11 protein-coding genes are annotated in these 12,136 nt (G+C 58.1%); 7 read left to right on the top strand and 4 right to left on the bottom strand.

All coding sequences use genetic code 11. The features are described 5' to 3' along the window. Window positions 1-110 precede the first annotated feature (110 nt). The 5 genes from H6G07_RS12505 to H6G07_RS12525 all read left to right on the top strand — a co-directional run bounded on the left by H6G07_RS12505 (window position 111) and on the right by H6G07_RS12525 (window position 5,510). A complete protein-coding gene (locus tag H6G07_RS12505; RefSeq protein ID WP_073608567.1) occupies window positions 111-1,454 on the top strand; it encodes a DUF4912 domain-containing protein in 1,344 nt (447 codons plus the stop codon). A 155-nt stretch (window positions 1,455-1,609) separates the two neighbouring features. Then, window positions 1,610-2,341, top strand: coding sequence for a 2-phosphosulfolactate phosphatase family protein (locus H6G07_RS12510; RefSeq protein WP_073608566.1), 732 nt, complete (start codon window positions 1,610-1,612; stop codon window positions 2,339-2,341). A gap of 170 nt (window positions 2,342-2,511) precedes the next feature. After that, window positions 2,512-3,939: a dihydrolipoyl dehydrogenase family protein gene (locus tag H6G07_RS12515; RefSeq protein ID WP_073608565.1), complete on the top strand. Its 1,428-nt coding sequence runs from the start codon at window positions 2,512-2,514 to the stop codon at window positions 3,937-3,939. A gap of 272 nt (window positions 3,940-4,211) precedes the next feature. Continuing rightward, the gene (locus H6G07_RS12520) at window positions 4,212-4,940 is read left to right on the top strand and encodes a 16S rRNA (uracil(1498)-N(3))-methyltransferase (RefSeq protein WP_280522651.1); all 729 of its coding nucleotides are present in this window, start codon (window positions 4,212-4,214) and stop codon (window positions 4,938-4,940) included. Window positions 4,941-5,054: 114 nt separating this feature from the next. Continuing rightward, window positions 5,055-5,510 (top strand): Fur family transcriptional regulator, encoded by a 456-nt coding sequence (locus H6G07_RS12525; protein WP_073608563.1) that lies wholly within the window; start codon window positions 5,055-5,057, stop codon window positions 5,508-5,510. A 65-nt stretch (window positions 5,511-5,575) separates the two neighbouring features. Here H6G07_RS12525 and H6G07_RS12530 read toward each other — a convergent pair whose 3' ends face one another. The 4 genes from H6G07_RS12530 to H6G07_RS12545 all read right to left on the bottom strand — a co-directional run bounded on the left by H6G07_RS12530 (window position 5,576) and on the right by H6G07_RS12545 (window position 9,722). Next, window positions 5,576-6,031 carry a hypothetical protein gene (locus H6G07_RS12530; RefSeq protein ID WP_073608562.1) on the bottom strand — a complete coding sequence of 152 codons (456 nt, stop codon included), beginning with the start codon at window positions 6,029-6,031 and terminating at the stop codon, window positions 5,576-5,578. A gap of 210 nt (window positions 6,032-6,241) precedes the next feature. Beyond that, complete coding sequence (locus tag H6G07_RS12535) at window positions 6,242-7,741, bottom strand: cryptochrome/photolyase family protein (RefSeq protein WP_073608561.1); 1,500 nt, start codon at window positions 7,739-7,741, stop codon at window positions 6,242-6,244. Window positions 7,742-7,812: 71 nt separating this feature from the next. Continuing rightward, the gene (locus H6G07_RS12540) at window positions 7,813-8,139 is read right to left on the bottom strand and encodes a DUF3082 domain-containing protein (RefSeq protein ID WP_073608560.1); all 327 of its coding nucleotides are present in this window, start codon (window positions 8,137-8,139) and stop codon (window positions 7,813-7,815) included. A gap of 134 nt (window positions 8,140-8,273) precedes the next feature. Continuing rightward, window positions 8,274-9,722: a protein adenylyltransferase SelO gene (locus H6G07_RS12545; protein WP_073608559.1), complete on the bottom strand. Its 1,449-nt coding sequence runs from the start codon at window positions 9,720-9,722 to the stop codon at window positions 8,274-8,276. 205 nt (window positions 9,723-9,927) lie between these two features. Between H6G07_RS12545 and H6G07_RS12550 the strand changes: the two genes are divergently transcribed. Beyond that, the gene (locus H6G07_RS12550; protein WP_073608558.1) at window positions 9,928-10,629 is read left to right on the top strand and encodes a 2,3-bisphosphoglycerate-dependent phosphoglycerate mutase; all 702 of its coding nucleotides are present in this window, start codon (window positions 9,928-9,930) and stop codon (window positions 10,627-10,629) included. A gap of 212 nt (window positions 10,630-10,841) precedes the next feature. Next, window positions 10,842-11,987: a sensor histidine kinase gene (locus H6G07_RS12555; RefSeq protein ID WP_073608557.1), complete on the top strand. Its 1,146-nt coding sequence runs from the start codon at window positions 10,842-10,844 to the stop codon at window positions 11,985-11,987. Window positions 11,988-12,136 lie beyond the last annotated feature (149 nt).

The raw sequence follows: 12,136 nt of genomic DNA on the forward strand, positions 1-12,136 counted from the left end.
TGGCCCCATCCCGATCGCGGGATCGGTAGCGCTCCTCCGCTGGCAGCTATCCCCTTCGGCCTGTCGTGATTGATCGTCTGTCGTCCTGGTCTCTATGAGGAGAGTGCTCTATGTCTTCCCCCCGCCCACCCTTAGAAGAAATGACCCTGCGGCAGCTCCGCAAAGTGGCCAGTGAGTATGAGGTGTCCCGCTACAGCCGCATGCGCAAAACCGAGCTGATTGAGGCCATTCAATCAATTGATGCCAAGCGCGGTTTGGGAGCAGCGCCAGTTTCTGCCCCAAAGGTGCCAGCGGTGGTACCCGCTATGGCCGGCGCTACCGCTGGGGCGACTCCCGCCTACACAGCTCCAGCTCCGCCCCCGGTGGAGGTCTTGGCCACTGTGGATGAAGGCCTGGCCGATTTGCCCAGCGGCTATGGCGAAAGCCGCATTGTGCTCATGCCCCGCGACCCTCAATGGGCCTACTGCTACTGGGATATTCCCCATACCCACAAGGACGAGCTGCGGCGGCAGGGGGGCTCACGACTGGCTCTGCGCTTCTACGATGTCACCGACATCAACTTTATGACGCAGACTCCCCACAGCCTGCAGCAGTACGAGTGTGACGAAATGGCGCGGGAGTGGTATCTGCCCATTCCGGTGAGCGATCGCGACTACGTGGCTGAGATCGGCTACCTCTGCAACGATGGTCGCTGGCTGGTGCTGGCCCGCTCCCTACCCGTCCACATTCCCCCCGTTTACCCCTCCGACTGGGTCGAAGACCACTTTGTCACTGTCGATTGGCAGGCCGACCTGCGCGGCAAGACGGTCGCGGCGCTCAAGCACCCCAGCCAGCGTGCCGCCGAAAGCACCAACGCCATCTACGACGAAGTCTATGCCATGACCCAAGCCACCGAGGCCCAGCGGGTCGCCGGGTCACTCTTCGGATCCATGCAGCACGTGCCGGGTTCCATGGCCCCCGAAAAGGCCGTCAGCTCCTACGTGTTCCCCTCTGGAGCTGGGTTGTGGGCCGTCCCCGGTGCCGCTGCGGCTGGAGTGCCTACCATGTCGGGCATTGGTGCTTTTAACGAACTCACCATGTCGGGAGCCGGGTTCACCGGGGCTGGGTTTACTATGTCGGGAGCAGGGCTGACCATGTCTGGGGCAGGCTTCTCGGCTTCCGCGCCGCCCATTCGCCCTCGCAAGTTCTGGCTGGTGGCCGACGCCGAGCTGATCGTCTATGGGGCCACCGAACCCGATGCCACTGTTACCATTGGCGGGCAGCCGATCAAGCTCAACTCCGACGGCACCTTCCGGTTCCAGATGTCGTTCCAGGACGGCAACATTGACTATCCAATCATGGCGGTAGCGGCGGATGGCGAGCAAACTCGCGCCATCCACATGACCTTCGATCGCGCTACCCCCTCGCGCCGCACCAACACCAAAGATGAAGCGGTGTTGGAGTGGCTGCCCTAGCCTGCCTCGCTTAACGGCAGAATCACAAGTTAAGGAGCGCCCCCAGGGGTGCTCCTTTTTTTGCGAAATGAGACAACTCCCCGCATAGAATGAGTTGTTACCCCCGCCTGGCGACCCCGATCGCGAGCATTAACCCCTAAGTAAACTCCTAAGCTGTGAAACTATTCCTATTCCATACTCCTGAAGAAGTGCCTGAGCAGGGCGTGCCCGACTGTGCGATCGCCATCGATGTGCTGCGGGCCACCACCACCATGGCGGCAGCTCTGGCGGCGGGGGCCGAGGCCATTCAAGTCTTTAGCGACATTGACACCCTGCTCACCACCAGCGAAACCTGGCCCGCCGAAAAACGGCTACGGGCGGGCGAACGGGGCGGCGGCCAGGTTGAGGGCTGCGACCTGGGCAACTCACCGCTTGACCACTCTCCCGAAAGGTCAGGCGGCAAGCGCCTGTTTATGAGCACCACCAACGGCACCCGCTGCCTCAAGCGCATTGAGCATGCCCCCACGGTGATCACCGCCGCCCTAACTACGCGCCAGGCCGTGGTCAATTTTGTGCTCAGTCAGCAGCCAGAAACGGTGTGGATCGTCGGCTCGGGCTGGGAGGGCACCTATTCCTTGGAAGACACGGTCTGTGCTGGAGCCATCATTCATGGGGTGATCGCCGCGACGGGGCAGACCTTTAAGGATTTGGCCGGGAATGACGCGGCGATCGCCGCCGTCAGCCTTTACCTACAGTGGCAAGACCAGCTGCTCGACCTAATGCACTACGCCAGTCACGGCCAGCGTCTGCTGCGCCTCAACAACGAAGCCGACCTGCAATACTGCGCCCAGCTCGACGTGCTCAACATCGTGCCCCGCCAGCATGAGCTAGGCGTGCTGGGGCTTTGAGCGGGGGTATGAGGTGTCAGGTGTCAGGTTAGTAGCTCAAAACCCGAAACCTGATACCCAACCTAAATTTCCATTTCGTGCGGTCTAAGCAGCCCTCAGAAATTTTGCCTATGCTCTAGGGAAAGGATTAAACGAATTCCCAGCTAGTACCTCAGGGCAAGGAGACTACCATGGCCGTTGACTACGATTTGGTGATTATTGGCGGCGGTTCTGCCGGGCTAGTCGCCGCCAGTGCCGCCGCCCAGCTCAAAGCCAAAGTCGCCCTAGTCGAGCGAGCAGGCAGCCTCGGCGGCGACTGCCTACACCACGGCTGCGTACCCAGCAAATCCCTCATCCACGCCTCGCGAGTGGCCCATGAAGTTGTGCGCGGCCCCGAGTTTGGTGTTCACGCCCAGCTCGAAAAAATTGACTTTCAGGCCGCCCTGGGCCACGTGCACCGGGTAATCGACACCATTCAGGTCCACGACTCCACCGAACGCTTTGAGTCGCTGGGGGTCGAGGTGATCTACGGCAAAGGCGAATTCACCGACTCCCGCACCTTCACCGTCAACGGTCGCGCCCTCAAGGCCCGCAGCTACATTATTGCTACTGGCTCTCGCCCAGCCAACCCCAATATTGAGGGGCTAGAAGAAGCGGGCTACATCACCAATCTGACGGTGTTTTCCCTGAAACACCAGCCGCAATCTCTAGCAGTGATTGGCTCCGGCCCCATTGGCTGCGAGCTGGGCCAGGCCTTCGCCCGGCTGAGTACTGAGGTTACCCTGATCGGTGGCCAAGACCACATTCTGCCGAAGGAAGACTCCGAAGCCGCTGCCGTGGTGCAGGCGCAAATGGAGAAGGATGGCGTGCGCATTCTCAACGGCACCCGCGCCCAGCGAGTCGAGGTCATCGACGGCAAAAAGCACGTCCACACCACCAACGGCACCGTGATAGTTGACGATATTTTGCTGGCGGCGGGCCGGGCACCCAACGTCGAGTCTCTCAACCTAGAGACCGCTGGGGTAGCCGTGGGTAAGGAGGGCATTACGGTGAACTCTAAGCTGCAAACCACCAATTCCCGCATCTATGCCGCTGGGGATGTGGTTGGCGGCTATCGGTTTACCCACGTGGCGGGCTACGAAGCAGCTGTGGCCATGCAAAACGCCCTGCTGTTTCCCACCAAGACCGCTGACTACCGGGTCATACCTTGGGCAACATTCACTGACCCTGAGCTGGCGCGGGTGGGCCTGACCGAAGTCGAGGCTCGCCAGCGTTACGACGATGTCTATATTCTCAAGCAGGATTTTGCCGGGGTCGATCGCGCCCTAGCCGAGGCTTCTGGCCAAGGGTTTGCGAAGATTATCACTCGCCGCAACGGCAAAATTCTCGGGGCGCACCTAGTTGGCCCCCACGCTGGGGAGCTGATTCACGAAGTTGTGTTGGCGATGAGCAACAATCTCAAGGTCGGCGCGCTGACCGGTATGATTCACATCTACCCCACTCTGGCAGAGGTGAATAGCAAGGCTGCCCTTCAGCTAACGAAGCAGAAGTATGCTGAAAATGAACGCCTTCAGGGGATATTGTCTAAGGTGTTTGGGGTGCTGCGCTCCTGGGGCTAGGTTGAAGCAGAAGGATGAAACGCCCACAGCTCAAGGGATAGCACCGACGCCTAGGTAAATACCGCAGAAAATTGGCAGAACTTCACATGGGGCTTATTTCTTCTTTACGTACATTCGCCTACATTAGTCATAGGCCGCTAAGGCTTCTATAGGGTACGTACTATACTGAAACATCTAATAAGAACCAGGGCCTCCAGCTTTCGAGCTGGGGGCCTTAGTTTTTGGGGTTCAAGGTATAAGGGTTAAGGCGGTGACAAGCAACAGGAGAAGCGGTGCAGCGATTAATGGTTGAGCCTGATCAGGTGGTTGCTGACCAGCTTTGTCTGAGCAGCAGCCAGCAGCACTATTTGTATCGAGTGCTGCGGTTGGGGGCTGGGCAGCAGTTTGTGGCCCTCGACGGCCAGGGGCAGCAGTGGATCGCTACTCTGACAGCACAGTCAGATGTGGCCGCGATCGCGCCCCTACCTCTTCCATCCTCGGCTACCCAGGCTCCGATTACCCTGGCGATCGCCCTACCCAAGGGCAGCGGCTTCGACGACGTGGTGCGCCAGACTACCGAGCTGGGGGTGAGCACGCTCCAGCCGGTGATTAGCGATCGCACCCTGCACCAACCCAACCCCAAAAAGCTCGATCGCTGGCAGCGCATCGCTGCCGAAGCCACTGAACAGTCAGAACGGCTGCTGCTGCCCCACATTCTGCCTCCTATGCCCTGGCGAGACTATCTCAAACAGGTGAGCGAGGGAAACCGCTGGATCTGCGTGGCACGGGGCGATGCTCCTCACCTGCTGGCGGCGGCTCAGGCTAGCGATCTCGCCCGCCCCACTGTGATTGCCACCGGGCCAGAGGGGGGCTGGACAGAGGCTGAGGTAGAGGGGGCGATCGCCATGGGCTTTCAGCCGGTTTCTCTAGGGCCTCACATTCTGCGGGCTGTCACGGCTCCGTTAGCGGCGCTCACTCTTGTCACCGCCGCTCGCACTCTGGGCGAATTTAAAGACATCTAAAGCAGTCTTCGGAGTCATTCTCAATAACGAAAAATTATTGCAAATACCTCAAAAAGTCCGCTAGTATTCTCATTAAGGATTAGTTATTGAAATCTAACGGGGAGAAACCAGGCCATGGCTGCTTACACTCCATCAGCCCTTAAAGCCGAACTCAACGAGCGCGGCTGGCGCATGACTCCCCAGCGAGAGACCATGCTCAAAACCTTTCAAAACTTGCCCGAGAGCACTCATCTCAGTGCCGAGGACTTGTGCGACCTGCTAGAAAAAGAAGGCGAACCCATCAGCCTCTCTACCATTTACCGCAACCTCAAGCTGATGGCGCGCATGGGCATCTTGCGCGAGCTAGAGCTGGCCGAGGGCCAAAAGCGCTACGAAATCAACCAGCCCGCCCCCCACCACCACCACCACCTGATTTGCGTGCGGTGCAACAAAACTATCGAGTTTAAGAACGATTCGGTGCTCAAGGTGGGAGCCAAAACCGCCGATCGCTCTGGCTACCACATTCTAGATTGCCAGCTGTTGATTCACGGCATCTGTCCGACCTGCCAGCGATCGATTTTGCCGATTTAAGAGCAACAACTTCAAAGAAACAACGCTGCTGAGGAAGCTCAGCAGCGTTGTTTCTTTATCAATCTCTACAGCACTTCGTGGGTGTACTTGTGCTGCTTGACGTTGTCGTTCTTTGAAATTTTGCGCTGGCTGTTGAGCACGCGCTTTCTCTCGGTGGAGTAGTTGAGATCGCGGCGCAGGGTGCCCACGGGTACTAGCTCTGCTGCTGCGGGTCGAGATTGGTAGGTGCGGGCGGCGGCGGTAATTCGCTCTTCGTAATCGGCACAGGGTTGAGCCGGAGCGGCGGCAATTTCAGGCAAATCCATCGCTAGGGCCTGGGCCATGGTGGTGCCACAGATGGCGCTGTAGGAGGTCGGCACCCCTTGAATCACCGATTCTAAATAGGACGATGGAATCGGCTCAAGCACCTGAATCTCGATAGTCTCGCCCTCTTGGCGCAGATAGCAGGTGGCCAGGCCCACTACCAAGTAGCTGTCGGCGGGGAGGGTGTCGGTGGATGGCTGAGGCGCAGTTTGAACCATAGTTTTTATCAAGATTACGGCGTGGCTCGTTGCGTTGAGACGAGCTTTGGTCAGAGTCGATTCCCCAGATTCTCGCTGTAGGAGGTTAATCCGCTCCCCCTTTTAAGGGGGCAGGGGGGATCTCTAAGGAATTTCGCCCTTGAATTCTAACTTTCTAGATTGGGCTGCCCGCGATCGCCCTCTCAAACCGTCACAAAACACAACTTCTGGCTACGGGTGAGCCTTGTGCCAATCCTGTGCCTGCTGGTGGATTGCCTCTAGCTCCTCGCTATCCATCCGGTCTAGGTTCTTGAGAATAAAGCTCATGCGGCCCTGGGCTTTTAGCTTGTCGCGGTGGCGATGCAGAAAATCCCAGTAAAAGTAGTTAAACGGGCAGGCGTCTTCCCCCGTACGCTGTTTGGGGTTGTAGCGGCAGCCTTTGCAATAGTCGCTCATCTTATTCACGTAGTTGGCCGATGAGGCGTAGGGCTTGGAGGCCAGCAGCCCGCCGTCGGCAAACAGGCCCATGCCAATCACGTTGGTCTGCATCACCCAGTCGTAGGCATCGATAAACACTGCGTGAAACCAGTCTTTGACCTCCTGGGGCACAAACCCAGCAATCAGCGAAAAGTTGCTGAGAATCATCAGCCGTTGAATGTGGTGGGCGTAGCCGGTGCGCTTGATCTGGTCGATCGCCTGGTGCAGGCAGTTCATCTCAGTCTCGCCAGTCCCAAAAAACTTGGGTAGCGGCTGGCGGTGGTCAAACCAGTTGCGATCGCCGTAGTCGGCATCAAAGTGCAGGTATAGACCGCGCATGTACTCTCGCCAGCCCATCACCTGGCGAATGAAGCCCTCCACGCTGTTGAGCGGCAGATCGTGCTCCGCCAACGCCGCCTCGGCCCGCTCTACCACTTCTAGCGGGTGCAGCAGGCCCAGGTTGAGGTAAGGCGAGAGCAGGGCGTGCCACATGGTATCCTCGCCAGTCACCATCGCATCTTGATAGGGGCCAAAGGTCTTGAGCCGCTCGGCAATGAACCCATCTAGCACTTGTAAGGCCTGCTCGCGGGTGACGGCCCAGCGAAAGGGGGTAGCCTCGCCAAAGGTCGAAATCTCTAGCTTTTCCACCCTGTCGATCACAGCCTGAGTGGTGGCGTCAGGCTCAAACCAGTGAGGGGTTGGAGTGTTGAGCTTGCCCTTGGGGGGCTTGCGGTTGTCTTTGTCAAAGTTCCACTGACCGCCCAGAGGCTGGTCGCCTGTCATTAGCAGGTCAAAGCGCTGGCGGCCCTCGCGGTAAAAGCTCTCCATCAGCAGGCTCTTGCGCTTGTCGGCCCAGGCGTTGAAGTCCTTAGCCAGCCAGAGAAAGAGGTTGTTGTCGAGAATCGTCAGCTTGCAGGGCAGATCTAGCCCCTGCAACCAGGCGGTAAACGAGTGGTCGGTGGCCTCCATCAGCCGCAGTTCGGTAATGCCCTCTGCCTTGACCCAATCGCGTAGGGCGGTTTCGGTGTCGGGGGCGATCGCATAGGTAACCGCCCACCCCGCAGTCTTCAATTCGTCGGCAAAGTGGCGCATGGCTGACCACACCAGCACCAGCTTCTGCTTGTGATAGGGGCGTTCCGCAGCAAAAGTTTGAGCTTCTATAAACAGAACCGAAGCGGCTTTACCCTCGCAACTGACTAGTGCAGCTTGATTGTGCCAGAGCTGATTGCCCAGTACCCAAACCCCAATGGTCATCGCGACGCATCCTCAAAAGTGCCTGCTCTATTGTTACGCAGGAGTGGGGGGTGATGGGGTAGGGGATGCAGCTAGTCTTGCAGGGTAGAGGGTCGCCCGGTCAGGCGCTGAAAGAGGAGCTGAATGCCCAGCAAAAATATCCCCAGGGCGGCTAGGCCGAAGATTCCGGCCCCCAGGGCAGCCATGCCGACGACTAGGGTGCGCACGGCGGATGAAATATTCGCCACTGCCGGGTTGTCAGTCAGCACGGGACGGGCGGCAAAGTTAGCGGCGATCGCAAGCATCATGCGGTAGGCCAGCATAGCGATGGTGCCTGCCACAAAAGAACCGCTGAAGCACTGGAGAATTTTACCGGTTGCAGGAGGATCCAGGGGGCTAGAGGTAGAGTCGTCGGCCATGGGAGTAAGTTACTCAAAAGGTTTGTATCTCAGTTTACCTAGGGGTGGCCGTGCCCTACCCCTGCCAAAAGAGATGCTGAAGATCCGTAGGGCAGGTAATGCCCACTATTCTTGAGACCAACCCAGTAGAACGCTTAGCCCTGGACGAATGGATGCTGAATCCTATTCAGCAGGTCGTAGAAGGGTTGCCAGTTGTCGTCAGTTGTGATGGGTTCCCAGATCGCCTCAATCTCGGGGCGCAGCAGCACGGTTTGGGGGTTGGTGCGTTGCAGCAATGAGGCAACGCCTGCCATTGTCTCTGTCTCAAGGCTTTGCAAACAGCGATGGTAGGTCTGCCGCCAGGCTTTGAGCGGGGCCACTGCTGCCGAGTCAGAGGCTTGCAGGGTAGTGCTAAAAATTTGGCTGGCATCGTCGTGCCAGGCAGCCGAAAACTGCTGGGTCAGGCCCAGGAAGAAATCGTGATAGCCCACCTCTACAGCGCTCAGCAATTCAATAGTTTGACTAACTAACTTGGCAGCCAGGTCATCCGCTAGGGATTGAAAGCCCAGTTTGCGGAGCATGCGCTGCTGGTAGTAGGCTTCGTAGCGATCTTTGAAGGGTTCTAAAGCCGCTTCGAGATCGGCCTCGGGCATGATCAGCTTGAGAGGCTTTTGCAGCGCCTTGAGGTTCATGTGGCAGATGATGGGCTGGTTGCCATAGCTGTAGCGCCCGGCGTAGTCGAAGTAGGCGGCGGTGAAGCGCGGGTCGTAGCCATCCATAAAGGCGTAGGGGCCATAGTCGAAGCTTTCGCCCGTGATCGACATGTTGTCGGTGTTGAGCACCGCATGGCAAAAGCCCACCGACATCCACTGGGCGGCGAGGCGGGCAACGCGATCGCACAATTCCCCATAAAAATGCCGATACCGCTCCTGGGCATCGGTAAACAGCCGCGCCTCAGGGTAATAAACATCGATCACATGCTCTAGCAGCTTGGCAATCAGGTCGGGGCGGTTGTGATATTCCAGTCGCTCAAAGGTGCCAAAGCGAATGTGCGACTGACTAAAGCGCACCAGCACCGACGATCGCGTGGGGGAAGGCTCATCGCCGCGCCACAGGGCTTGCCCCGTTTCGACCAGGCTAAAGGCTCGAGACGTGTTTACCCCCAGTGCATAGAGCGCCTCTGCCGCCAGTACCTCGCGCACACCGCCTTTGAGGGTGAGCATGCCGTCACCGCCGCGCGAATAGGGAGTCGTGCCAGAGCCCTTGGTGCCAAAATCGTAGAGATTGCCATCAGTGCCGCGCACCTGGCCGTAGAGAAAGCCGCGACCATCGCCCAAAAAGGGGTTGTATTCGCCAAACTGGTAGCCGTGGTAGCGCAGCGCCAAAAAGGGTTCGCGCCCCTGAAACTTGCCGAAGGCTTCGATAAAGTCATCGTCGCTGACGGTGGCTGGCTCAAGGCCAAGCTGCCGCACCACATCGTCGTTGCGAAACCGCAGGATGTGCTTAGGAAATTCGGCGGCGGCGACAAGGTCGTAGTAGTCATCCCCCAGAGACTCTAGGGCAGGCAGATAGTCGAGGGCGAGCAGGGGATTGGCGGCAGTCATAAATCCTGGATTTGAGCGAGGGACTTTAGCAACAAAGATATTACTAAAGTATTGCAAAAATCTGGTGGTTGATGTTCTGCGGAGCTTGTCAGGGAGTTGTGCTGATTCACGTCGGCAACGTTGACTTGACCCATTGACAAACACTAGGGGTTAAAAAGGAAGGATACTGACCCCTATGGCAGGTTCTCTCCCCCAGGCTTACCCTATGGCAAAACTGATTTTGATACGCCACGGGCAAAGCCTGTGGAATGCGGTCAACAAGTTCACCGGCTGGGTCGATATCCCCATGAGCGAGCGGGGGCGAGCGGAGGCGACGATCGCATCGTGCAAACTACGCGATGCTGGCTACACCGTCGATATCTGCTTCACCAGCATGCTGATTCGGGCGATCGAAACAGCGATCGTTTGCCTGACCGAGTGCGATGAGGTGTGCGGTGGCCGCCTACCCTACATCTGGCACGATCCAGCAGAACCCGACTGGCACGGCTGGGATCGCCACTTTGGCGAACCCGACAAAGAACTCAAAATTATTCGCTCCCCCGCGCTAGACGAGCGCTACTACGGCGATCTTCAAGGATTGAATAAAGCCGAAATGTCGCTGAAATTTGGGGCGCAACAGGTTCATCTCTGGCGGCGATCCTTCAATGTGCGACCGCCGGGAGGTGAGAGCTTGGAGGATACGGTGAAGCGCACGGTGCCGTTTTTTGAAGCGGCAATTTTGCCAGAGCTAAAGGCCGGGAAAAATGTGCTAGTGGCCGCCCACGGTAATTCGCTGCGATCGATTTTGATGGTGCTCGATCGCCTTAGCGAAGAGGCCGTGGCCAGCCTAGAACTGGCTACGGGTGTACCGATTATCTACGACGTAGACACCGAGGGCGCGTTTACCAACAAAGCTGTGCTGATATAGTCGTCACGGAGGTTAGATGGCGCGCCAGCGAAACCCAACAAATAGTCATTGTGGATTTTTCACCTAACTACCCTCTAGATGCAATTGGGCTAAGGTATTTCCACTTGATCATCACCCAAAGCTCCCCCAGAGAGGCATCGGGCTAATATCCTTTTACCCATCCCCAGCGGTATCATGCCCCTATTCTTAAGACGTTCTCAACGGAAAAATTGATGCGCCTGGCAGACTTCATTCTCGGGAACATCGAGCCTATTCTCGCGGAATGGGAAGCATTTGCGCGCAGCCTCGCGCCTGGGATGAAGATGACAAAGCTCGCCCTGCGTGACGACGCTGAGGGGATGTTGCGGGGGACTGCGCTGGACATGCAGACCGGCCAAAGCCTTGCCCAGCAGACGAGCAAGTCTAAAGGCCACGGCGGGGCTGGTGACGAGGAGAGCGACCCGCTCGACCACGCCTCGGCACTGCACGGCGCGGCCCGCGTGGGTTCGGGTTTTGACATCATGGAAGTTGTCTCTGAATACCGCGCCCTACGCGCCAGTGTGCTCCGCCTGTGGCGCATGAGCCGCCCGCAGATCGACATCAACGACCTCGACGACATCACCCGCTTCAACGAGTCGCTTGATCAATCGCTCACCGAGGCTATTGGCAGTTACACCAGTCGCGTCGAGCAGTCACGGCGCATGTTTCTGGCGATCCTCGGCCACGATCTGCGCAACCCGCTGAACTGCATCAGCATGGCTACACAACTTGTCGCGCGCACCGCAAATCAAGACCCAGGTTCTGCCAAAGCGCTGTCAATAATCGAGAAGAACACAGAGGTGGTTACGCGGTTGATTAGCGACCTGATTGACTTCGCCGCCACAGGGATAGGTAGCGCGATGCCGCTAACGCGCGATGCGGTCGATTTGGGAAAAATTTGTCGCAACGTCTTCGAGGGCTTCTGCCTTGCCTACCCGCAGCGCACGCTGCGCTTTCACCTAGCTGGTGACCTCACCGGCAACTGGGATGGAGCCCGACTCCGCCAGGTCGTCTCCAACCTGATGGGCAACGCGATTCAGCACGGGTCAACCGAGGAACCAGTGGAACTATCGATCGCTTCAGAAGGATTAACCGTGGTCTTGAGCGTGCACAACGAAGGGCCGCCGATCCCGCCAGAGATGCTGGACACAATCTTTGATCCGCTCATGCGCCACACCATGCCAGAAGCGACAGCGCGGCGAGTTCCGGGCAGCATCGGGCTGGGGTTGTACATTGTGCACGAAATCGTCGTCGCCCACGGAGGCACGGTAGAGGTTGCTTCGACAACGCAAGAAGGTACAACATTCACCGTCCGCCTGCCGTCAGTCGCGCCCGGTTGAAGGCGATCGTCAGTAAGCTTAGGCTGCAGTTTTAACTATTCTCATTCCCCCTCTCTGACCACAGCACACCGTCTTACCCGTAAAACGTTGCTCATAATTGTTGGGCAGTAGCAATTATGAGCAGGTTGGGTGGCGCATTAGCAGAACCC

The sequence above is a fragment of the Phormidium tenue FACHB-1052 genome (assembly GCF_014696675.1).
Lineage (GTDB): Bacteria > Cyanobacteriota > Cyanobacteriia > Phormidesmidales > Phormidesmidaceae > Nodosilinea > Nodosilinea tenuis_A.